The organism is Gemmatimonadaceae bacterium (assembly GCA_020851035.1).
In the GTDB taxonomy this organism is placed as follows: domain Bacteria; phylum Gemmatimonadota; class Gemmatimonadetes; order Gemmatimonadales; family Gemmatimonadaceae; genus JACMLX01.
Genome location: JADZDM010000033.1, coordinates 76,650 through 98,373 on the forward strand (window position 1 = coordinate 76,650; position 21,724 = coordinate 98,373).

At 71.3% G+C, this 21,724-nt stretch carries 19 protein-coding genes and 1 tRNA gene; 8 read left to right on the forward strand and 12 right to left on the reverse strand.

Annotated features, from left to right (window positions below):
• Window positions 1–2: 2 nt before the first annotated feature.
• Window positions 3–620: a hypothetical protein gene (locus IT355_20645; GenBank protein MCC7055692.1), complete on the reverse strand. Its 618-nt coding sequence runs from the start codon at window positions 618–620 to the stop codon at window positions 3–5.
• The gene (locus IT355_20650; protein ID MCC7055693.1) at window positions 607–792 is read right to left on the reverse strand and encodes a helix-turn-helix domain-containing protein; all 186 of its coding nucleotides are present in this window, start codon (window positions 790–792) and stop codon (window positions 607–609) included. Before IT355_20650 ends, IT355_20645 begins: the two co-directional genes overlap by 14 nt.
• A gap of 122 nt (window positions 793–914) precedes the next feature.
• Between IT355_20650 and IT355_20655 the strand changes: the two genes are divergently transcribed.
• A complete protein-coding gene (locus tag IT355_20655; GenBank protein ID MCC7055694.1) occupies window positions 915–1,655 on the forward strand; it encodes a hypothetical protein in 741 nt (246 codons plus the stop codon).
• A gap of 116 nt (window positions 1,656–1,771) precedes the next feature.
• Here the strand turns inward: IT355_20655 and IT355_20660 are convergent, their stop codons facing one another.
• From IT355_20660 to IT355_20690, 7 genes are all read right to left on the reverse strand, one after another.
• Complete coding sequence (locus IT355_20660) at window positions 1,772–2,152, reverse strand: hypothetical protein (GenBank protein ID MCC7055695.1); 381 nt, start codon at window positions 2,150–2,152, stop codon at window positions 1,772–1,774.
• Window positions 2,153–2,181: 29 nt separating this feature from the next.
• Window positions 2,182–2,451: a tyrosine-type recombinase/integrase gene (locus IT355_20665; protein ID MCC7055696.1), complete on the reverse strand. Its 270-nt coding sequence runs from the start codon at window positions 2,449–2,451 to the stop codon at window positions 2,182–2,184.
• A gap of 17 nt (window positions 2,452–2,468) precedes the next feature.
• Window positions 2,469–2,864 carry a hypothetical protein gene (locus IT355_20670; protein ID MCC7055697.1) on the reverse strand — a complete coding sequence of 132 codons (396 nt, stop codon included), beginning with the start codon at window positions 2,862–2,864 and terminating at the stop codon, window positions 2,469–2,471.
• 29 nt (window positions 2,865–2,893) lie between these two features.
• The gene (locus IT355_20675) at window positions 2,894–4,402 is read right to left on the reverse strand and encodes a site-specific integrase (protein MCC7055698.1); all 1,509 of its coding nucleotides are present in this window, start codon (window positions 4,400–4,402) and stop codon (window positions 2,894–2,896) included.
• Between the two features lie 376 nt (window positions 4,403–4,778).
• Window positions 4,779–5,156, reverse strand: coding sequence for a hypothetical protein (locus tag IT355_20680; protein ID MCC7055699.1), 378 nt, complete (start codon window positions 5,154–5,156; stop codon window positions 4,779–4,781).
• Window positions 5,157–5,288: 132 nt separating this feature from the next.
• Window positions 5,289–6,035, reverse strand: a complete 747-nt coding sequence (locus IT355_20685; protein MCC7055700.1) for a hypothetical protein — start codon at window positions 6,033–6,035, stop codon at window positions 5,289–5,291.
• 36 nt (window positions 6,036–6,071) lie between these two features.
• Window positions 6,072–8,576 (reverse strand): serine/threonine protein kinase, encoded by a 2,505-nt coding sequence (locus IT355_20690; protein ID MCC7055701.1) that lies wholly within the window; start codon window positions 8,574–8,576, stop codon window positions 6,072–6,074.
• Window positions 8,577–8,714: 138 nt separating this feature from the next.
• Between IT355_20690 and IT355_20695 the strand changes: the two genes are divergently transcribed.
• The 3 genes from IT355_20695 to IT355_20705 all read left to right on the forward strand — a co-directional run bounded on the left by IT355_20695 (window position 8,715) and on the right by IT355_20705 (window position 14,056).
• A complete protein-coding gene (locus tag IT355_20695; protein ID MCC7055702.1) occupies window positions 8,715–10,031 on the forward strand; it encodes a dipeptidase in 1,317 nt (438 codons plus the stop codon).
• 93 nt (window positions 10,032–10,124) lie between these two features.
• Window positions 10,125–11,600: a CRTAC1 family protein gene (locus tag IT355_20700; GenBank protein MCC7055703.1), complete on the forward strand. Its 1,476-nt coding sequence runs from the start codon at window positions 10,125–10,127 to the stop codon at window positions 11,598–11,600.
• Window positions 11,597–14,056 (forward strand): CehA/McbA family metallohydrolase, encoded by a 2,460-nt coding sequence (locus tag IT355_20705; protein MCC7055704.1) that lies wholly within the window; start codon window positions 11,597–11,599, stop codon window positions 14,054–14,056. The genes IT355_20700 and IT355_20705 overlap by 4 nt, the downstream gene beginning before the upstream one ends.
• A gap of 23 nt (window positions 14,057–14,079) precedes the next feature.
• Here IT355_20705 and IT355_20710 read toward each other — a convergent pair whose 3' ends face one another.
• The 3 genes from IT355_20710 to IT355_20720 all read right to left on the reverse strand — a co-directional run bounded on the left by IT355_20710 (window position 14,080) and on the right by IT355_20720 (window position 19,095).
• Window positions 14,080–15,456: a HEAT repeat domain-containing protein gene (locus IT355_20710; protein ID MCC7055705.1), complete on the reverse strand. Its 1,377-nt coding sequence runs from the start codon at window positions 15,454–15,456 to the stop codon at window positions 14,080–14,082.
• A gap of 166 nt (window positions 15,457–15,622) precedes the next feature.
• Window positions 15,623–18,115: a TonB-dependent receptor gene (locus IT355_20715; GenBank protein ID MCC7055706.1), complete on the reverse strand. Its 2,493-nt coding sequence runs from the start codon at window positions 18,113–18,115 to the stop codon at window positions 15,623–15,625.
• Window positions 18,112–19,095: a FecR domain-containing protein gene (locus IT355_20720; GenBank protein MCC7055707.1), complete on the reverse strand. Its 984-nt coding sequence runs from the start codon at window positions 19,093–19,095 to the stop codon at window positions 18,112–18,114. The genes IT355_20715 and IT355_20720 overlap by 4 nt, the downstream gene beginning before the upstream one ends.
• Window positions 19,096–19,195: 100 nt before the next feature.
• Between IT355_20720 and IT355_20725 the strand changes: the two genes are divergently transcribed.
• The 4 genes from IT355_20725 to tuf form a co-directional block, all read left to right on the forward strand.
• Window positions 19,196–19,801, forward strand: a complete 606-nt coding sequence (locus IT355_20725; protein ID MCC7055708.1) for an RNA polymerase sigma-70 factor — start codon at window positions 19,196–19,198, stop codon at window positions 19,799–19,801.
• Between the two features lie 202 nt (window positions 19,802–20,003).
• Window positions 20,004–21,011: a hypothetical protein gene (locus tag IT355_20730; GenBank protein ID MCC7055709.1), complete on the forward strand. Its 1,008-nt coding sequence runs from the start codon at window positions 20,004–20,006 to the stop codon at window positions 21,009–21,011.
• 363 nt (window positions 21,012–21,374) lie between these two features.
• Window positions 21,375–21,447, forward strand: a tRNA-Thr gene (locus IT355_20735).
• Between the two features lie 151 nt (window positions 21,448–21,598).
• On the forward strand, window positions 21,599–21,724 hold a 126-nt coding region (gene tuf, locus IT355_20740; GenBank protein ID MCC7055710.1), incomplete at its 3' end, for an elongation factor Tu.

Consider the following 21,724-nt stretch of genomic DNA (forward strand, 5'->3'; position numbering starts at 1 on the left):
GCTCAGGGCGCATGCTGCTTGGCGTAGACCCTGGCGGATTCGAGCAGCGCGAACTGCTCGAGGAGGTCGGACGAGTCGTCCGCGAGACAGAGTCCGAGCTCGGCGCAGGAGACCAGCCAGGCGCACACGTCGTCCGGGTCGCTCGGTCTCGCCCGGGCCCACCGTGCGGCGGCGTCAGGATCGACGGCGCGCATCGCCACGAGCATGGCCGCGCACTCGTGTGCGCATGCGGCGGCGGCGCTGTCCGTGCCGACCGATGCTGGCGCCGAGGAGTGGCTCGCGCGCACGGCCGTGCGCGTCGCAGCATCGAGTGCAGGCGGCACGAGTTTGGCGGGATCGGCGCCGCGTTCGAGCTGCGACTGCAAGCGCTCCCAGGGTGCACGCGCACGCCCGTGCGGCGTGATGAGGAACGCCCGCTTCGCATAGGCGTTGGCGCACGCGCGGAGCCCGCCTCGCTCCGCCTCGGACAGCAGCTGCACCGCGTTCGGCTCCGGGAGGAGGCCTCGCGCGGTCACGTCATGCGCGAGGGTGGTGCACATCTGCAGGTAGTCGGTGAGCGTCAGCGACATGCGCCGCGCGCCGGCGCTGCGATGCGGCGCGAGGTGCTCACGCGGCGGCACCGGTGCTCGGCAGGTTGTCAATCCACCGGGTGATTTCGTCGGCGCGATACCGAACCGCGGCGCCCAGCTTCACGAATGCCGGGCCCGTGCGCTTCGATCGCCAGTTCTGCAGGGTCTTGATCGCGAGGCCCGTCATGGCGGCGACCTGCCCCTCCGTCAGCAGTTGCGGCATCGCCGCGCTCTCCTGATCCTTCATGCTCCCTCCCGAGTGCCGTGATGTCGTCGTTTCGAGTGGTTACAGGGTGTCGTCGGGATGGCTAGCGGAATACGCCGTGATGTGGGTAACTTGTGGACATGAACGAGCAACTAGTTACCACCTTGGCCGGCCGTCTCGCGCACGTCGCCCGGCGTTTCGTGGATGAGCAGCGCCGGAACGGTGAGGCAAACGATGAGCTCGCCCGTATCGAGCGCGCATGCCGGCTGCTCGGCGAGGGTCGCGCCGGCTGGTCGGTATCGACCCTGAAGACGGCGATGGGGCGGAAGGCGCCGGCGCGCGAGGACCAGCTGCCGCACCTGTCCAAGCTGCTGCGCTTCTGTGAGGTGGCCGACGTCAACGCGGAGTGGCTCTTCACCGGGACTGGCCCTGAGCGTCGTTCGAGCCTGCAGGATGGCGCCACGATCAGCCAGGAGCGGCTCGCCGCTGAGCTGGCGGCCTCCCTGCATAAAGCCTGCGAGGAGCGGTATGCATTCTCGACGTATGGCGTCGAGATCGACGCCGAGAAGCTTCTCGAGCTCGTGCGCGTCGAGATCCTTGAGCGGGTCGCAGACGACGCCAGCCGCTACTACGAATGGGTCACAGGGCGGCGCGCGCTGGCAACGGTCGGCGAAGCGATGCGCGATCACTATGGCAATCGCGAGACCGCTGATTCAGAATGGGCACCCGGCGAGGTTGCGCTGCTCGACACGGCCTACCACCTGCAGGTTCTGCAGCATCGCGCTCCGCGGTTCGTCACGCGCGCGCCGATCTATCCACTTCCCGTTTCGGAGCGTGGCGACATCGACGTGCGGCCGGCTGCGGAGGCATCACCGGCGTAGAAACGAGAAACGGCACCGAAGCCGGTGCCGTTTCTCATGCCCCCCCCCAACCAGGTGCCTCCGCGGGAGAAGGGCCCGGGACACCTGACGTCTGGCACTGGTGTGAAGCGCGCGGCTCAGCCCACCAGCGCCGGGTAGCTGTCGCGGTAGTGCTTCTCCGCGGCAGGCGTGTTCACGAGCGCGCGGAGCTGGTCGGCGCGATCCGCCGTGACGAGCATCACGTGCGCGAGCTGGCGCATGGTCTCTGTCGTCATGAGCCCGAAGTGTGCGCGACCGTCCTGCTCCCAGCACGGCATGAGCTGGCCATCGTCCTTGGATCCGTCGGGTACGTGATAGCGGCCGACGGAGAGCATCTGCTTCGAGTGCAGGGCGGACTCCCCGCCAAACGTGACGTTGAACTCGGCTGACGTCTGCTCGATGGTGAGTTCGATGAACTCGTGCAACTCGTTGCTGCTGGCGGTTGTCTGCTTCGCGGCCGTGCGCTTCTTCGTGGACATGGTTCGGTGGGTTGGGGAGGGCAGGATGATCACGCGCGCCGGCGCCGTGCGCTGGTGATCGGTGTGACGGTGGGTACTGGCGCCTTGGCTGCAGCGTCGAGGGCGACAGAGAGCTTCTCCGCCGCACGGACGCCGGTCGAGGGGATGAGCTTCGCGTAGCGCTGCGTCGCGCGTGCGCTTTTGCGGCCGAGCATCGCTTGCACTTCGACGAGGCTGGTGCCCGCATTGATCGCAAGGGAGGCGGCCGTGTGTCGAAGATCGTGCAGCCTGGCGCCGCGAAGATCCGCGGCGTGCCGCACGGCCGCCTTTCCTGCGCCTACAGCCCGAGCTCACGCATCCAATGCAGAACGCTGTCTCGGTCCGTGTCCGTCTGCGGCCACAGGCTCCCGGAGTGACAGAGGCGCAGCAGTGCCTCCCACGACTCGCGGGAGTGAGTGTACTCGCGAAAATCACCGGTGAAGGCGCCGCGCGTGCGCACCCAGCGCGAAACCTTTCCCAACGCGGTGTGCAGCATGATGTAGTCGCCAGGCTGCGCAGGGTGTGGCCAGACCACCGCTTCTCGGACTTCGAGCGATATCAACTCGCGCCAGTCGATCGCGACCGGCGCCTCAGTGAAATCGCACGATCGAACCACACGAAGCGCTGAAGGTGATCGACCGGCGCTGGTGGCGGTGGCGAGCTGCTTCGGTGCGCCGCGCTTCTTGGTCGTCATGGTCTCGGGGCGTTGGGAGGGCGGGATGGTCACACGCGCCGGCGGCGTGCGCTGGTGATCGGTGTGACGGTGGGTACTGGCGCCTTCGCTGCAGCGTCCAGGGCGGCGGAGAGCTTCTCCGCGGCACGGAGGCCGGTCGAGGGGATGAGCTTCGCGTAACGCTGTGTGGCACGTGCACTCTTGTGGCCCAGCATCGCCTGCACTTCGACGAGGCTAGCGCCCGCATTGATCGCAAGCGAGGCGGCGGTGTGTCGAAGATCGTGCAGCCTGGCGCCGCGAAGATCCGCGGCATGCCGCACGGCCGCCCAGAGGCGCGTGATTGTGCGGAGGTGCGTTCTCGGGCTCTTGGGCGAGGGGAAGCACCAGCGCGACGCGACCAGGCGCGGAACCGCTTCGAGGATCGCGAGCGCTTCCGGGGAGATCGCGCGCACGGACTCGTCGGTCTTGGTGTCGGGCAGGATGATCACGCCGAGATCGCGCCGGATCATGCTCCACTCGAGCGAGAGAATCTCGGTGCGGCGCCAACCAGTCAGCAGCGCGAAGCGCAGGGCCGCGATCGCGACGGGGCTCGCTGAGAATGGGGTCTCGACGCCTACCGAGGGGCGGTGCTTCGCCGTCGCGCCGGTCGCTGGCGTCCGTCGGAACTCCGGCGCCGGCGGGATGCCGACGGTCGCGGCGAGCTCGATGGTGCGCAGCAGTCGCGCGCACTCTTCGGGCGAGAGGAAGCGCTCCTTCTCACGCTCGACGAGGCCAGCGGACTTCGCCGACGGTACCGGGCACCGACCCGTGACGAGCTCGCGCTCATCCGCGGCGTAGCTCCAGACGGACTTGAGGAGGCGCCGGAGCGTCCTGGCGGCACCTTCACCACCGGTCGCCCGCGGCCGGAGCACCTTCCCCTCGATGGTGCGGCTCGGCCGTGGCTCCCGCGTCACGCCCGCCGGCAGCTGCTTCTCGGCGACGGTGCGCAGCAGCTCGCGGACGTCGGACTGGGTCAGCTGCTGCAGCGGGGTCGCGCCGAGGTCGCCGGTCAGGGCGGTGGCGATTGCGGACTCGTACAGCGCCACCGTGCCCGCCTTGAGCTGGTGGCGCCGGTCCCGCACATAGTCCCGCGCGAGACGCTCCAGGGTGTGCAGGCTCGCGGCGCGCACGGCGTCACGCTGCTCCCTCGAGATGCGCTTCGCGGAGTCGCGCAGTTCCCGAAGCTGAGTGTTCTCCTTCACGCGCTCGGCCGCCGGATCGCGACCCGTGAGCGCAAGGCTCTTTGCCGCGAGGGCCTCGCGCCGCGCGACGTTCGGCGGGACGAGCGGGAAGCGGCCGAACGTCATGCGGAGCGTGCGCCGATCGCCGCGCACGCGATAGTCGAGGGTGTAGGTCTTCACGCCACCGGGAGACACCTGCACGGCGAAGCCCGTGAGCGCGCCGGCGCCGGCGTCGCGCACGCGGTACTGCACGCCGGTGACCGGGAGCAGGTCCACCGTTGGCGCCGTCAGGAAGTGCGGCGCGGTGGGGTTGACGACGTTGCTGGGGCGACGAGGCATTGAACGCGGGTGCGGCCGGCGGAGTGGTTGACTTGGTGGCTGACTTGGCAACCGTGACCGCTCTCGAAGCCGCCGCTCACCACCTGGTGGTGAGTCAGCCACTACAGTCAGCCACGCCCCGACGATACAGGAGGAATACGCGGGAACGCAAGGGAGGCAACGGGATTCACGCTGTCGCGTAACTCGTTGCCTCGCCGTAGTGTGGGGAAGTGCAGGGAGCCGGAGAGTGGTGTGTAACTTAGCCTTCCAAGCTTGATGTCGCGGGTTCGAGTCCCGTCTCCCGCTCTGGGCCCCGAACGACGAACGCTCCAGCCACCCGGCCGGAGCGTTCGTCGTTTCACACGCGCCCTCTCGTGCTCTCGGCGCTGCGAGCCCCCTACGGCTTCGCCGGCACCACCACCTTCTTCGCCGAGAACGACTCCTGCACCTGGCTGGCGATGTCCACCTGCCCCGACATCTCGTTGCCCGCCAGCGTCGTCGTCACCGTCATCACGATCGGGTTGCCACCGTAGTTGATCGTGTACGCGAACTTCACCGCCGTCCCCGTCACCGTCCCCACCAGCGGCGCATCGCCCGACTCCCGCTTCACCGTGCCGGTCAGCTTCTCGCCGTCCTGCAGGAACTGGATCCGGAACTGCCGCGCGCCCCCCGGCGTGTTCATCGACGCATCCCACTCCCCGGTGATGCCCTGCGCGAACGCGCTCGAGAGGGCAACGACGCTGAACGCCAGCGACACCAGCAGCTTCCTGACCATCGGGATCCCCCTGAGGAAAGCGGCGCACGGGCACCCGCCGCGCGCACGGAATGCCCGAACGCTACACAGGCGCGCCGCACACTTCAAACCACCACGCGTCACCGCCGCACAACGACGGACGCCGCGCCCCCCTCACCCCGCCCGCAGCACCCCGTGCAGCGACTGCAGCTCACCGGCCGAGAGCTGCCCGTCCCGGCGGCAGGAGGCATGGAGGTGCGGCGACACCGTCAGGAACTCCGCCGCGTTCGCGGCCCGCACCCCCCCGCCGGGCACCACCTCCACCGGCGACACCCCGTGCCGCCGGGCGGACACCCGGGCATTCTCCACGTCGCCGGCCAGCACCGCCAGCCGCTCCTGCAGCGTCAGCACCGAGGCATCCCAGCCCAGCACGCCGGCGGTCACCACCCGCACCATCCCGAGCGCCGTGATGTCGTCCATGCCACGGCGGCGGTCGGCCAGCAGGTCGAAGCAGCGCAGGAAGGCCACGATCAGGCCGAACCCGTGCGCCACCTCCCGCATCCGCGCACAGGCCTCCATGTCCACGTGCCCGTCGGGCGTCAGCAAACCGATCGCCACCGAATGTGCCCCCGCCCGCGCACTCGCCTCGATCTCGCGCAGCGAGTCCTCGAGGATCCGCGGCGTGGTCGCGAATGCCGCCACGTCGAGCGCGTCACTGTTCGTCATGCTGCGCGGCCGGATCATGCTCACGATCTTCGTCCGCGTGGGATCCACGCAGGCGCGGGCTCCGCGCACCAGCGCCATCGTCGGCGTCCAGCCTTCGCTGGACAGGTCGTCGCAGAGCTCCAGGCGATCGGCGAATGGGGCGGCGAGTCGCGCGGACTCCACGGAATCGAGCGGCACTTCGAGGGTGCGGGGCATGTCGGAACGGTGAGTGGGCGGGAGGGGGAATTGGTGCTACTGCGACCGCTGGCTGCGGACCGAGTCGATGGCGGCCAGCCGCTCACGGGCCTTCTGCGCGATCACCTTGTCCGGGCCGGCGGTGCGCAGGGCGCGCTCGGCGGTCGCGCGCGCCTGCACCAGGTCACCGCGCGCCTCGAACAAGCGTGATTCATTCAGCAACAGCGAAACGTCCTGCTCGGCGCGATCGAGTTGGAGGCTCGGCAGCAGCGTTCGCGCCCGGGCCAGCGTCCGCGCTCCGCTCGCGAGGTCACCGCTGCCGATCTCGGCGCGCGCCCGGACACCGAGGGCGAACGTGAGCTCGGACAGGTTGCGCGGCACGAGCACCTCGAGCGTGGCCAGCGAGGAATCCGCGAGTCGTCGCGCCCTGGGATAGTCCCCGGTCGCATTGAGCAGGTTCCCGAGTCGGGAGATCACGATGGCCGTCGTCAGGTGTCGCGGCCCGTTGGCGGCGGACATCATGCGCAGGCCTCGCTCGAGCACCGGCGCGGCCCGCGCGTATTCCGCGCGCATGGCGAGCATGGTCGCCCAGTTCACGAGGAGCACGGCGAGCTCCTCCCGGCTGCGAAGCGAATCCTCCGAGAAGAGGGCCGCGGCGCGCGTGAACGCGCTGTCGCTCGATTGCGGCCGCCGCAGGTAGGCCAGCCCGACCGCGCGCGTCGCCTCGATCGTCGCGATGATCGGACGGCGCGGCTGCCGCGCCCGCCCCTCCTGCGCCGCCGCCTCGGTCAGCAGCGCCACGCCGTCCTCGAGCTTCGAGAGATGATGGATCATGAGCTGCCCCATCGCGAACTTCGCGATCGTGCTGGCTTCGGGCGGCGCATCCGGCAGCCGCCCGTAGCGCGCCAGCGCCCCCGTGATCAGCCGCTGCGCCTCGGCACCGCGCCCGAGCTGGTTCTGCACGAGGGCCGCGATCGTCATGTCATTCGCCATCTCGAGCGAGGTGTCGCCCACGCTCTGCCGGTGCAGCACCTGCGCGGAATCGAGCAGCCCGATCGCCGACTCGTAGCGGTTGAACCGGCGCTGGCTGCGCGCGAGGGCGGTGTAGAGATCCGCCCGCGAGCGCGGATCCGTCGGGAAGGCCGCCGGCACCTGCACCCCCGTCGAGTCCAGCAACTCGGGCAGCGTGATGTCCTTGCTCAGGATCATCCCCCCGAACAGGCTGCCGTCTGCCGCGCCCACCACGGTCTGCAGGAACGTCACCATGCTGTTGGCGCGGGCTGCCTCGCTCGTCGCGCGCGCGGCCGCCGCCGTCGCCAGCCGCGCCGAGCGCATGGCGAGCGCCGTGCCGGCCACCATCGCCACCGCAGCCAGGCTCACCCCCGCCACCAGCGCGCGCTGGCGGCCGGCGAACTTCGCCACCCGGTATCCCAGCGTGTCGGGACGCGCCTGCACCGGCATGCCGCGCAGGTAGCGACGCAGGTCGGCGCTGAAGGCCTCCGCACTCGGGTACCGGCGTGCCGGCTCCTCGCGCAGCGCCTTCAGCAGGATGGCATCCAGCTCGCCCCGCAGCACGTTCCGCAACGCGGTGCCGGTGGGCAACTGGCACTGCCGCGCGTGCGCGTCCGTCACGACGTCACTCGGCGCCCGGAGCGGCGTGCCCGCACCGGTGTCGCGCTCGGCCCCGTACGGGGAGGCACCCGTCAGCAGCCGGTAGAGGATCACACCCAGCGAGTACACGTCCGACACCGTCGTCACGTCGTCGCCGCGCAGCTGCTCCGGGCTGGCATACGCCGTCGTCAGCGGGGTGGAACCGGCGCGGGTGAACTCCGTCTGGTCGCCGGTGCGCTCGTCGTCGCCGGCGGCCAGCTTCGCGATGCCGAAGTCCAGCAGCTTCACCACGCCGTCGCTCGTGACGAGGATGTTGTTCGGCTTCAGGTCGCGGTGCACGATCAGCTTCGCGTGCGCGAACTCCACCGCCGCCAGCACCTGCCGGAACAGGTCGATGCGCTGCGGGATGCTGCGCTGCTGGTCGTCGCACCAGGTGTCGATGCGCGCACCGTCCACGTATTCCATCACCAGGTACGGGATGCCGTCCGCGGTGCTCCCGCCGTCGTAGAGCGCGGCGATGTTCGGGTGCTCCAGGCGGGCCAGGATCCGGCGCTCGCGCCGGAAGCGCCACGCCATCTCCGGCTGGTCCAGCCCGATCGCGAGGGTCTTGATCGCGACGCGCTTGTCGAGCGACGTGTCCACGTGCCGGCCGGCATACACCACGCCCATCCCGCCGCGGCCGATCTCCCGCTCCACGCGGTACGCCCCCACCACCTGGTCCAGCAGCCGCGGACGGAGCGGCAGCCCGGCGCCTGGCCCCCGCTCCCCGGACGACACGAGGAAGTCGTCGTCGTCGTCGCCCGTGGCCAGCAGGCTCTCCACCTCGCGTTGCACCAGGGTGTCGCCCGCACACAGCTCGGCGACCAGCGCGGCCCGGCCCGCCTCGGGCGCGGACCGGGCGACGTCGAACACCTCCGTGATCCGCACCCACGCCTCGGGACTGACGCTCATGCCGGCTTGCTCCGTACGGGTCGGGATCACGGGAGCCCGGCCCCCGTCACCATCGGTCGTCCAACGCCCACACCCCCACACGCGAATATCATGGCAGATTCAGCTCATCGCCGCCGTCCGCCCCCTCGCCCCGCCCCCATGCTCCGCCGCACCTCGGTCGCCCTCGCCGCCGTCCTCACCGGCTGTGCCCACGGCCGCGCCGCCCTGCCGACCCCCGACGCCGCCATGATCGCCCGCGCGCGGGGCATCCACGAGCGCGTCCTGACCATCGACACGCACGTCGACATCGCCCCGGCCAACTTTCGCGCCGACACCCTCAACTACGCCACCCGGCTGCCCCGCACCCAGGTGGACCTGGTGAAGATGGAGGAAGGCGGGCTCGACGGCGCCTTCCTCATCGTCTACGTCGGCCAGACGCCGGAGCTGGACAGCGCCGCCTTCGCCCGCGCCAACGCCCAGGCGCTGGAGAAGTTCGCCGCCATCCGCCGGCTCGCCGAGCAGATCGCGCCGCAGCGCGTCGGCCTGGCCACCACCGCCGCCCAGGCCCGCGCCATCTACGCCAGCGGGCGCAAGGTGGTGTTCATCGGCATCGAGAACGGCTTCCCGATCGGCGCCGACATCACCAACGTGCGCCGCTTCTACGACCTCGGCGGACGCTACCTCTCCCTCGCCCACAACGGCCACAGCCAGCTCTCCGACTCCAACACCGGCGAGCGCGACGGCGTCTGGCGCTGGAACGGCCTCTCGCCGCTCGGCCGCCAGGTCGTGGGGGAGCTGAACCGGCTCGGCATCATGATCGACATCTCGCACCCGTCGAAGGCCTCGATGATGCAGACCATCGAGATGACGCGCGCCCCGATCATCGCCTCGCACTCCGGCGTGCGCGCCCTCTGCAACCACAGTCGCAACCTCGACGACGAGCAGATCCGCGCCATGGGCCGCAACAACGGCGTGATCCAGCTCGTCGCATTCAACAGCTACGTGAAGTGTGACCCGAAGCAGGACGCGGAGCGCAACCAGATCCGCGCCGCCGCGATCGCGGCGCTGCGCGCGGAGTTCGGGATCACCGCCACCGCCCAGGCCGACGTCCGTCGCGCCGTCGAGGCGCTGCCTTTGGAGCGCCGCAACACCTACCTCGCGAAGCAGGAGGAGATCATCTCCCGGCGCACGCTCGGCGACACGCCGGCCACCGTCAGCGACTTCGTCGATCACATCGACTACGTCGTGAAGATGATCGGCATCGACCACGTCGGCATCTCCAGCGACTTCGATGGCGGCGGCGGCGTGAATGGCTGGCGCAACGCGGCCGAGACCTTCAACGTGACGCTCGAGCTGGTCCGCCGCGGCTACACCGAGGAACAGGTCGCGAAGATCTGGGGCGGCAACCTGCTGCGCGTGATGGAAGCGGTGGAGCAGGTCGCGGCCGCGTCAGGCGCCAGCCCGCTGCGCCAGTAGCCGCGCCCCGCCCGTGGGTGCCGCCACGGCGCCCGCGCCGCCGAAGGTCGCCTCCGCAGGTTCACGCTCCAGACATGCCCCCGAGGCACCACGATGTCGGCCCGGTTCGCGCTGCTCGCCCCGCTGCTGCTCCTCCTGCCGTCCCGCACGGGCATGGCGCCGCCCCGGTTCACGCCGCTCCAGCCGGAGCTGCTCGGCACCGGCACCAGCTTCACGAATGCCGCCGCCGACTACGATGGCGATGGTGACCTGGACCTGTACGTGGGCTTCGGCGGCGCCCCCAACCGCCTCTACCGGAACGATGCCGGCACGCTGGTGGAGGTCGGCGCCCGCGCCGGACTGGCGATCGCCCGCGGCACCCGCGCCGCGGCCTGGGCCGACTACGACGGCGACGGTGACCCCGACCTGCTGGTCGGCTACGCGCCGGGGCCTGCATCGGTGGTGGCGCTCTATCGCAACGATGCCGGCACCTTCGCCGACGTGACCGCAGCGGCCGGCGTCGGACTGGCCACCGGCGGTGTGCGCCAGCCGTCGTTCATCGACTTCGATGGCGACGGCGACCTCGATCTCTCGATCGCCTTCCGCGATCGCGCCAACGCCCTCTTCCGCAACGAGCGCGGCACCTTCCATGAGATGGCCGACAGCGTCGGACTCGCCGATCCGCGCAAGAGCGTCGGCGCGCTCTGGCTGGATGCCGACGAGGACGGCGACCTGGATTTCCTCGTCGCGAACCAGGACGGCGACGCGAACGCGCTCTTCCGGAACGACGGCGCGCGGTTCACCGACGTGGGTGAGGCGATGGGCGTGGCGTGGGGCGGCCGTGCGCCGAAACTGGCCACCAACGGCAGTGTGCGGCCATGCGCCGCCGATGTGGATGGCGACGGTCACTTCGACCTGGCGTTCGCCAACTACGGCCCGAACGGCCTGCTGCTCCGGCGTGGACCGGTGTTCACCGACGTCTCCGCCGCGTGGGGAGTGGGTCGGGATGGCCGCTACGACACCTGCGCCTTCGCCGACTACGACCACGATGGCCGGCTGGACCTCTACGTGAACGGCACCGTCACCGGCGGCACGAGTTATCCCGACGTGCTCCATCACCACACGGGGACGGCCTACGCCGACGAGACCCCGGAGAACATCAGTGCACTGCAGGCCGATCACGGTGCCCTCTGGTTCGACATCGACCGCGATGGCGACCTCGATCTCGCGCTCACCGGTGCCCAGGCCGCCGGCATGCACCTGGTGCTGCGCAACGACCTGGACGCCGCCGCGGCCCGCCGCTCACTGCAGGTACGCGTGCTGGATGGCGCCGGACGGGCAACCCGCGCCGGTGCCGAGGTGCGCGTGTATGCGGCCGGCACGCGCCGGCTGCTCGGCGCCGGCCTGGTGGACACCGGTTCGGGTTACAACGCGCAAAGTGACATGTCGGTGCACATCGGTCTCGCGCGCCTGCAGCGCGTGGACGTCGAGGTCACCTGGCCGTCGCGCGGCACCCGCCGTGTGGTGCACGCACGCGGCATCGCACCGGGCCGGCACGCCGGTGGTGCCCTCGTGGTGCGTGTGCCATGAGCACGCGGCGACTGGTGCACTGCGCTGCGCTGGTGGCAGCGCTGCTGCCCGCCGTGGCACACGGGCAGTGGAGCAACCGGTATCCCAAGGTCGCCGGCTTCAGCCACCACGTCTATCTCGAAGGCTACGAGCTTCCGCTGCTCACCAACGGCCCGATGGATCCGGCCCCGTCGCCCGACGGACGCCGGGTGGCGTTCGCCTCGCGCGGCTGGCTCTGGCTCCTCGACCCGGCCACCGGCGTGGCGCGCCGCATCACCCGCAGCGGTGGCATGGATTCGCGGCCGCGCTGGAGCCCGGATGGCCGCTCCATCGCCTTCGTGCGCGATGACGGGCGTCTGCTCTCGATTCGCGCGCTGGAGGTGGCCAGCGGTGTCGAATCGGCCCTCGTCACCGACAGCGCGATCGTGCTCGACCCCGCCTGGGCGCCGGACGGGAAGTCGCTGTTCTACAGCTCCGGGATCGCCGGCGACATCGACGTCTGGCGGCTGGACCTGGCCACGCGCGAGCGGACGCGCATCACCGACGCGCAGGGCAGCCTCGAGCTGCAGCCACTGCCGACACCCGACGGCCTCGCGATCGTGTATCTCGCCAAGACGCGGGCCGGTGCGGACCTGGTCCGCCGGCGCACACTGGCCACCGGCGAGGATCGCGTCCTCGCAGCGGGCAACATCCTCTCCATGACGCGAGGCGCGCTGAGCCCCGATGGCCGCACGCTGGCACTGAGCTGGCCCACGCAGGAAGGGTACGAGCTTCGCCTCACCAGCGCGCTGCAGCAGGGGGCGACGGTGGCGCTGTTCCGCGACGAGCGCACGGTGCCGCTGGCACCTGCGTACAGCGCCGATGGGGCGACGATCTGGTTCGCGCGCGCCGATGCAGCGCAGCGGCTGGCACTCATGCGCCAGCCTGCGGCCGGCGGCGCCGCGTCCATCGTGCCGGTGACATCGTGGGACTGGGGCACGCGGACGGCGCGGCTCCGCATCGTCACCCGCATCGGCAGCGGTCCGCCGGTGCCGGCGCGGCTCGCCGTGGCAATGCGCGACGGCCATCCGATCCTCGCCGACAGCGGCCACGTCCGCTTCGACGGACAGAACGGCATCCCGTTCTTCTACAGTGACGGCGCCACGGAACTGACGCTGCCGGCCGGTGACGTGGTCGTGACGGCGGTGCAGGGGCTGGCCACGCCGCCCGCCTCCGCGCTGGTGACACTCGACCCCGGCGAGGTGCGGACGATCACGGTGTCCATGACGCCGGTCTGGGATGCGCGCGCGAACGGCTGGCTCAGCGGCGAGCATCACTTCCACCTCAACTACGGCGGGCCGTACCACCTCGCCCCCGACCTGCTGGTCCAGATGGGGCGTGCCGAGCGCCTCGACGTGCTCACACCCATGCTCGCGAACCTCGCGCAGCGGTTCGAGGACCAGCCCCTCTTCGACTACCGCCACACCCGAGGCACGCCGTGGATCGTGTGGGCGCAGGAGGTGCGCGCACACTTCTTCGGCCACATCGGGCTGCTCAACGGCAGCCGCCTGTTCTGGCCCTGGATCTGGGGCCTCGGATACGACGTGAACCAGCGCGACGACCGACCCAACGGCGCCGCCCTCGACTTCGCGCGCCAGCATGGTGGTCTCACCACGTACGTGCACCCGGTCAGCGCGCCGGGGCCGTTCGCGACGCCCGCCTCCATGCGCGGCATTCCGCTCGGCTTCATCGCCGACGCCGTGCACGGCAAGGTGGACGCGATCGAGCTCGCCTGCCTCTGGAGCGACGAGCGCGGTACGGCCGAGCTCTGGTACCGCGTGCTGAACGTCGGCATCCCGATGGCCCTGTCCGCGGGCACCGATGCGATGAACAACCTGTACCGGACCATGGCCATCGGCACCACGCGGGTGTACGTGCACCCCGAGCGTCCCGCCTCACTCGCCAGCTACTTCGCCGGCCTGAAGGCGGGACGGAGCTTCGTGACCACCGGGCCGTTGCTGGACTTCCACGTCGGGCGCGCGGGACCGGGCCAGGTCGTCTCGCGCGGCGCGGGTGCGCAGGCGTGGCAACTCGACGTGCACTCTGCCGTGCCCGTGGACACGGTGGAGATCGTCGTGAACGGCACCGTCGTCGAGCGCCGCACCGGCTTCACCACCCCCGGCACGAGGCGCTACACCGGCACCACGCCGCTGCCAGCCGGTGGCTGGATCGCCGCGCGTGTGTCCGGACCGCCCACGCAGGCCTGGCCGGCGATGGACTCGTATGCCTACGCGCACACCTCCCCCGTCTGGATCGACCGCGTGGGCAGCACCGATCCCGCCACGAAGGCCGCTGCCGCCCGCGATCTGCTGCAGGCACTCACCGTCGCCGAGCAGGCACTGGAGATCGGGTATGCCGATGCCGACCACCCGCGCCTCCGTGCGCACTACGCCGCCGCGCGCGGCATCATCGGCGCCTGGGTGACGTCCGACCACTGACGTCGTGCGCGCCGGCCGCCGCCTCAGCTCACCGCGCGGATCAGGTGCCGCGCCGCCGCGCGCGCATGCATGTCGGGATCCTTGAGCATCGCACGCAGCAGCGGCACCGAGGCTCCCAGCCGTGCCGTCGCCAGCGCCTCCGCGGCTGCGATCCGGAAGTCGGGCGGACGATAGCGGCCGTCGGCGCTGCAGAGGCGGATCAGCTTCTGCACCGCGTCCGGCGTTGCCAGCGTGCCCAGCGCGTACAGGAACTCGAGCTGCACGTCCAGCTCCGTCTCGCGCTCCAGCGCCTGCAGCAGCTTCTCGACGTTCGTCCAGTTGCCAGCCTCCGCCAGGAAGCCGCGCACCGCGCGCCGTCGCACCTCGGGTGACGCATCGCGCAGCGCACCGCGCACCGTCGCCCGCGACGTGGCCGTGTCGAGCTGCAGCAGCGCCGTCACCACTGCCGCCCGCACCCGCTCGTCGGCGTGTGTGAGGGTCGCCGTCAGCTCCGGCTCCGACGAGCGCGATGTCATCGCCCCCAGCAGCAGCGCCGCGTTCCGCACCACGAACCACTGCTCGTGGTCCAGCATCTTCAGCAGGTGGTCGGTGCCGCGGCGCACCTCGATCGTGGCGTCGAAGCAGGCCCGCCGCACGTCCATCGACTCGGCCGTCAGCAGGTGCTCGATCAGGATCGCCGCACCCGGCTCGCCCGCGCGGCGGAGCACGGCCAGCGCCAGCTCGAAGGTCTGGCCGCTGGTGGGCAGCGCCGCGACGAGCGCACGCAACACGTCACTCGTCGCCAGGTCGTCGAAGGCCACGGTCCACGGATCGCGCAGCTCGCGCACCGTCACCGACGCCTCGATGATCGCGATGGCCGAGAGGGCGGTGGCCAGCGCCGGCGAGTCCCTGGCGTCCAGCGCGTCCTGCACCTGCACGCGGTACTCCCGCACCCGCTCGGCGATGGCCAGCGGTGCGTCGAGTCCGATGTCGTCGGCGTAGGCGGCCGCCTGGTCGGTGTCCGACTGCCGCGCCGCGGGATACACCTGCACGTCCCACAGGGCAGCGACGCGCAGCTCCTCGAAGATCGTCGGCGTATCGCCGCCCTTCACCGGCTTGCGTGCCAGCAGCATCGCCAGCTTGAGCAGCTCGCGCGGCACCGCGCCGGCCGTGATGCTGATCCGCGCCACCCCGTGCATCGTCATCGCCAGCATCAGCCGCTGGAGCTGTGGCACCGGGCGCTGGAGCTTGTGCCCGTCCACCACCATCCGCCCCTCCTGCAACTGCACCGTCAGCGAGTGCGACCGCGAGAAGCGGCGCACGCGCAGCAAGCCGCTGCGCACCATGGTCAGGTCCGCCGAGGTCTGCACCTCCTCCAGCAACAGCGCGAGCGACTTGGCGAAGAGCAGGGACTGGTGCATGGGCGGGCTGGCGGGATCCGCCGGCGCCGGTGCGCCCGCGGGCTTCCCGGGTGGGCCGGGCTGCCCCCTGAGTATCGGCCGCTCTCAGCGTTTCCTGCGTTCCTTCCACGTGCGCCCCGCACGCCGCCGCCATCCGTTCCTGTCGCGGCGGCGGTGCCGCCGACAGCTAGAACCTGGCGGCGATGCCGAACGAGAGGCTGCGGCCCGGCACGATCGTCACGTTGTCCGGCTCGCCCCGCTGGCGATCCAGCAGGTTGTCGCCGATCAGGCGCATGGTCAGGGTCCGCGTCAGGTCGTGCGACACGGCCGCCCGCACCCGGGTGACCTCGGGATACGCGATCCAGTAGCTGCGGAGCGCCGCGCCGCTCAGGGTGCGGGCGGGCGCGCCGCCGGTGATCCAGGTCGACGCCAGGGCCAGGCGGTCGTAGTTGATCCAGTCCGCCACCTGCGTGGCGCCCAGCTGCACCTGCCAGCGGCGCGGGGTCCACGTCAGGGTCACGCCGGTGGTGCGTGCCGGCACCGCGAGCATCCGGTCGCCCTGGCGCAGGTCGCCCGCGTAGCCCGGTGCCACCTGGTCCACCCGGCTCTGCACCAGCGACATCGCCGCCGACAGGCTCAGCGCCCCCATGCTCTGCCGCAGCGCGAACTCCCAGCCGCGGTTGGTGATCGCGCCCAGGTTCTCCAGCGCGTAGCCGAACCGCGGTTGCCCGGGGGCACCGCCGTACCCGCCCGCACTGTCGTCATCGGTCTCGTCGTACGCATACGGCACCTGCTGGATCAGCGACGAGGCGCGCTGGTCGAACCGCGTCACCTGCAGCGACGTGTTGCGCCGGAAGTAGAGGTCGAGTCCCGCCTCCACGCCCACCTGCTTCTCCGGCAGCAGGCCGCTGTCCACCGCACCGTAGTTGGTGCCCCGCCATGCGGTCTCGCGCATCGGGTTGCGCGCCGGACGCATGCCCGCGCCGTACGCCAGCCGGCCCTTCACCGTCACGTCGCCATACCGCTGCACCACGCTCGCGCCCACCGACGGCAGCAGGGCGAAGCGGCTGGCGCTGGTGAACCCGTCGTTGCGCTCGCCGCGCAGCCCCGCCGTCAGGAAGACGGTCTCGTGCAGGTCGATGGACGCCTGCATGCCGACTCCGGCGGTGCTCAGCCAGTGGGCATCGTCGCTGAGCCGCATCGGCCGCTGCACCCGCTGCGGCGACACCGACGTGGTGGCATCACGCAACAGCGCGGCGTCGGCGGCGAAGGTCATCGTCGCCGTGCTCGTCTCGCCCAGCGCCAGCCGCCGCACGCTGCTCGCGCGCAGCGTGCCCTTGTCGGCGCCACCCTGCGTGCTGCTGAGCGCCGAGTCGAGTGCCGAGGGCACCGGCACGTAGTCCACCGACAGCCCCGCGAGGCGGTAGCCGTCCACGCCCACCGTGAGCGTGTTCGTCCACGTGGCGTCGGGGGCGTGCGTGATGGTGGTGCCCAGCGTGTACTGCGTCACCCGCTGCCCGTCGCCCGCGAGCAGCGGCTTCGCGCCGGGTATCGTCCGGCCCAGCGCCGAGAGCACCGGGTTCGCCGGTGAGTCGGCCTGTGCCATCCAGAGCCGCGCCGTGCCCGAGACGATGGTGCGCGACGACACCCGCCGCGCGCCGGCGTCGATGCTGAACTGTCGCGTGCCGCCATCCGGCACGATCGCGCCGGTGGTGGTGAGCGCCAGCACAGCGCCGGCCGAGCGTTCCGCGCTGCCCGCGCGCAGTGACAGTGTGTGTTCCTGCATGAAGGCGGGCGCGGCCGAGTAGTCGGACCGGGCGGTGCCGGCACTCGACCGCAGGCTGGCATCGGCCCGGCCGTTGCGCGCGCCGTCGTGCCGCAGCAGCACGTTCACCACGCCGCTGATGGCGTCCGCGCCGTACAGCGCCGCGCCCTGCGGCCCGCGGATCACCTCGATGCGGTCGATCGCGTCGGCGCTGATCCGCGTCAGCAGCAGCGGGTTCGCCAGCTCGATGCCGTCCACGAACACCTTCGGCGAGCTCACACCGAACGAGCTGGCGCCGCGCATGCTGCCGAAGCGCGTCAGCAGCGTGGTGGGCGCATCGGCCCAGATCCACACCCCGGGAATGGTGCCGTTCAGCGCCACGGCCAGCGACGGCGCCGCGGCACCGCGCAGCTCGCTGCCCTGCACCACGTCCACCGCGTAGGGCAGGCTGCGCTGGGCACCACCGTTGGCACTCCCCGTCACCACCACGCGATCGAGCGTCGCGGTGTGCGCCGCCACCGCCGCCACCGCCTCGGCGCGGTTCGGCGCCAGCACCACCTGCGTGCCGCCGCTGGTGATCGGCGTCACCGCCACGTCGTGCAGCAGCGCCGCCAGCGCCGCACCCAGCGGCATCGGGCCGCGCGGCACGCAGGCCTCCCGGTCCAGCGGCAGCGACTCACTCGAGTACGACAGGCGCACTCCCGCCCGCGCCGCCACCAGGTCCAGCGCCGTGCGCAGTGAGGCACCGCTGGCCTGCAACGTCACCACGCGATCCAGCGGCGCAGGCCAGGTGCGCACGCTGTCGCGGGCCGGCACCGGACAGGGGCTGGCCTGCGCGACGAGCGCGCCGCTCGTGACCACGCTCGCCGCGCAGCAGAGCAGCGCGCGCACGGCGTGACCGGACGGCGAGGTCATGGCCGTGAGGGCGCTCCCGCCGCACCCTGCAGCACGATCGTGTCACCGTGCGAGATGGCGCGCGCACCGAGTGTCAGGCCCAGCACCGTCGCCACACGGTCCAGCGGCTCGCCGGTGAAGTCGGCCGTCACGTGCCGTGAGACCAGCGCGCTGTCGGCCAGCACCAGCGTCACGCCGTACCAGCGGTGCAGCGATTCCTGCACCTCCGACAGCGAGGCGTCGCTGAACGTCAGGCGACCCTCCTTCAGCGCCGACCCCTCGGACGCCGACACCGTGCCCGCGGACACCGCGATGCCGGCGGTCGTGGCCACCGCACCGTCGCCGGCGCGCAGCGTCACGCTCGAGTCGCGGAGGGCGCTGTTCGTCAGCCGCACCACCCCTTCCGTCACGCGCACCGTCACCCCGCTCGACGCCGACTCCCGCACCAGGAACGCCGTGCCGACGTCCTCCACCGTCGTCGTGCCGACGTGGATGGCGAACGGCTTGGCCTCGTCATGCGTGACCTCGAACCAGCCCTCACCATGCAGCGTGAGCCGGCGATGTGTCGTGCCGAAGCCGGGCTCCAGGCGCAGTTCGCTGGCGGGACCAAGGCGCACCCGCGTGCCGTCGGCGAGCGTGATGGCCTTCGATGCGCCGGTTGCGGTCACGTACGCCTCCTCGGCCTTCGGAGCTGCGGTGGAACGCCAGAGGGCGGCGGCACCGGCCACCACCAGCAGGGCGGCCGCCACGCGGAACGGCGTGCGTTGCCAGAGCGGCAGCGGACGCACGGCCTCGCGCGCTCGCGTCGCCCGCCGTGCGGCGAGGTCGTCGACGGGTGGCATCGCCTCGGCGCGACGGCGAGCCGTGACGCGCGCCAGTGCCGCCTCGACATCGATCGGCTCGGCGGTCTCGGCGACCCACCGCGCCATCATGGAGTCGAGCGCTGCATCGTGGACCGGAGTCCCCTCTTCCGGCACGAGGCCGGCCGTTTCATCGCTCATATACCTTGTTGACACCGCTGGGGTCCACTACCCCTACGCCACACCCCGAGGGGCCCAAACTGGGCTCCCACGGTTCCCCGGGTCAAGGACGTTCATCGACGTGTCGCCCAGCGCTCCCTCCAGCCCCGGGTCGGGTTTCCCGCCCGAGGATGTGCAGCGTGCCCTCTTCACCCGGCTGGCGGCGGGGGACGAAGCCGCCTTCGACACGATCTTCCGCACCTGGTACGCCCCGCTGGTGCGGGTCGCCACCTACCTCCTGCACGACGCCACCATCGCCGAGGAGGTCGTGCAGGACGTGCTGCTCGAAGTCTGGCGCCGTCGCGAGACCCTCGCCTTCGAGCAGGAGCCGCGGCGCTACCTCATGCGGGCCACCCGCAACCGCGCGCTCAACCACGTGCGGCACGAGGCCGTGGCCGCCCGAGCCGCCGCGCGCGACGTCAGTGAGGAGTCACACGCCGCCACCGCACCGGCGCTGGTGGATGCAAAGGACCTCGAGGTGGCCGTCGCGCAGGCCGTCGCCACGCTCCCCGACCGCTGCCGGGCCGTTTTCGAGCTCTCGCGTCGCCACGACATGAGCTACGCGCAGATCGCCGAGTCGCTGGGCATCGCGCCGAAGACGGTCGAGAACCAGATGGGCAAGGCGTTGCGCATGCTGCGGGTGGCCCTGGCCGCGTGGCTGCCGGGCGGCGATGCGGACGCGGAGTGATCGCGCGCGGCGTGAACGGTGTCACGGAGTGCACGTGCACGACCCGTCACATCGACGCGGTGCTGCAGTACGCCTTGCGCCGTCGTGGCTGTGACATGGGGGTATCGTGCCGGCGCGGTGTCTTCTGCTTCGACGGGCCGACACGGGACGGACTTCGCCACCTGCTGCCGGTTCGCACGTCACCATGCCGGAGATCGCGCGCATGTCCTCACTCAAGTCCTGCACCGTACTCGGTGCCCTGGCGCTGGTCGCCGTCGGGTGCACCGATGGCAGCACCCAGCCGTCGCCGGCGGAAGCCTCGCTCGTCTCGGCCGCGTTCCGCACGGCGGCGCCGGGGTACGATTCGCTTTCCAGCACCTACAGCGCGGAGGGCAACACCGGCGTGTTCGGGCCGCGGCACCGTGGCGGTCCGCGTGGTGCGGCCGGTGACACGCTCGGCCGCAGCGAGTTGATGGGCGGCGGCTTCCGCGACGAGTTCATCGGCGGGATCGCGATGGGGGCGGGGCTGGGCCGCGGCCCGTTCGGCGAGCGCTTCGCGACCTCCACCTGCACCACCTTCGACAGCACCAGCGGCATCGTCACCTGCACGCCGGTGGTGCGTGACAGCCTGACGATCAACCGCACGTTCCGGTTCCTGACGGCAGCGGGTGTGGCGCAGTCCGCGCGCGACACGCTCACCACCGACCGCATCGAGACCACGCGCAGCGTCACCGGCACGACGACGTTCACGCCGGGTCGGCGCGGCGGGTTCGGGCACGGCTTCGGCCCGCGCGGGCTGAACACCTCGGACAGCACGCGGGTGGACATCACCACCGCCCGGTCCGTGGTGAGCAGCTCCAGCGCGCGGGTCGTGACCGGCCTGGCGTCGGGGAGCACGCAGCGCACGGTGAACGGCGCCTCGAGCGGGCGTGAGACCACCGAGGGTACCAGCACGATGGGCGTGTTCACGTCGGTGCGGGTGATGGGTGACACCACCACCGGTGTGGTGATCCCGGTGGTCACGAGCGGCTATCCCTATCCCACGGCGGGCACGGTGGTGCGGTCGATGTCGGTGACGGTGACGTACGACAGTGGCACGCCGGTGAGCTCGACGCGGCGCGAGGTGATCACGTACGATGGCACCGCGACGGCGAAGATCAGCATCACGCGGGACGGGACGACGCAGGCGTGCACGCTGGCGCTGCCGCGGGGCCGGCCGGTCTGTCCGTGAGCTGAGGGGTGGGACCTGCCCGGCTGACGGGCAGGGCAGTGGCAACGCCCCGGGGCATGCACCCCGGGGCGTTGTTGTTGGCGGGGTGGGGGGGGCGGCCGGCTGCGGTGGGGGAGCGTTGTGGCGGACTCGGCTGGAATATCTGACCTCCCAGAGGGTCTGTCTGAGCCCGGGCAGGCGGGATGGACCGTGGTGGTGAGAAATCACCGGCCGAGGGTGCCCTGGCCGCTCCTCCGGAGCCAGGAGAAAGCCGAGCCCGCTTTGGCCGACGCGCCGCGCGGCCGGAAAACCGGCACCCTTGAAGCACGACCCCATCCCCCTTAGCTTCACAGACTTGCCCCGCGCCACGTCGGTTCCGGGCACGCTCGCATAGCTCAGTCGGTAGAGCACATCCTTGGTAAGGATGAGGTCATCGGTTCGATCCCGATTGCGAGCTCTGTAGGACTGTACCACCCCGGCGGATTCGACTGGTGCCTGTGCGCACGAGTGGACCCGCCGCTTGCGCTAGCCTCGGCAGCACGTCGCCCTGGCGCGCTCCGCACGATTGCACCGGTCTCTCACCACCTCTTTTCCAGGATTGCGCTGTCATGGGCAAGGCAAAGTTCGAGCGGAACAAGCCGCATCTCAACGTGGGCACCATTGGGCACGTCGACCACGGCAAGACGACGCTGACGGCGGCGATCACGGCGATCCAGGCGAAGAAGGGCCTGGCC

Excerpts from the sequence above, each read along its gene's own strand:
- IT355_20650 (MCC7055693.1), bottom strand. The coding sequence starts at position 792 with ATGCCGCAACTGCTGACGGAGGGGCAGGTCGCCGCCATGACGGGCCTC.
- IT355_20655 (MCC7055694.1), top strand. The coding sequence starts at position 915 with ATGAACGAGCAACTAGTTACCACCTTGGCCGGCCGTCTCGCGCACGTC.
- IT355_20660 (MCC7055695.1), bottom strand. The coding sequence starts at position 2,152 with ATGTCCACGAAGAAGCGCACGGCCGCGAAGCAGACAACCGCCAGCAGC.
- IT355_20670 (MCC7055697.1), bottom strand. The coding sequence starts at position 2,864 with ATGACGACCAAGAAGCGCGGCGCACCGAAGCAGCTCGCCACCGCCACC.
- IT355_20675 (MCC7055698.1), bottom strand. The coding sequence starts at position 4,402 with ATGCCTCGTCGCCCCAGCAACGTCGTCAACCCCACCGCGCCGCACTTC.
- IT355_20680 (MCC7055699.1), bottom strand. The coding sequence starts at position 5,156 with ATGGTCAGGAAGCTGCTGGTGTCGCTGGCGTTCAGCGTCGTTGCCCTC.
- IT355_20685 (MCC7055700.1), bottom strand. The coding sequence starts at position 6,035 with ATGCCCCGCACCCTCGAAGTGCCGCTCGATTCCGTGGAGTCCGCGCGA.
- IT355_20690 (MCC7055701.1), bottom strand. The coding sequence starts at position 8,576 with ATGAGCGTCAGTCCCGAGGCGTGGGTGCGGATCACGGAGGTGTTCGAC.
- IT355_20695 (MCC7055702.1), top strand. The coding sequence starts at position 8,715 with ATGCTCCGCCGCACCTCGGTCGCCCTCGCCGCCGTCCTCACCGGCTGT.
- IT355_20700 (MCC7055703.1), top strand. The coding sequence starts at position 10,125 with ATGTCGGCCCGGTTCGCGCTGCTCGCCCCGCTGCTGCTCCTCCTGCCG.
- IT355_20705 (MCC7055704.1), top strand. The coding sequence starts at position 11,597 with ATGAGCACGCGGCGACTGGTGCACTGCGCTGCGCTGGTGGCAGCGCTG.
- IT355_20710 (MCC7055705.1), bottom strand. The coding sequence starts at position 15,456 with ATGCACCAGTCCCTGCTCTTCGCCAAGTCGCTCGCGCTGTTGCTGGAG.
- IT355_20715 (MCC7055706.1), bottom strand. The coding sequence starts at position 18,115 with ATGACCTCGCCGTCCGGTCACGCCGTGCGCGCGCTGCTCTGCTGCGCG.
- IT355_20720 (MCC7055707.1), bottom strand. The coding sequence starts at position 19,095 with ATGAGCGATGAAACGGCCGGCCTCGTGCCGGAAGAGGGGACTCCGGTC.
- IT355_20730 (MCC7055709.1), top strand. The coding sequence starts at position 20,004 with ATGTCCTCACTCAAGTCCTGCACCGTACTCGGTGCCCTGGCGCTGGTC.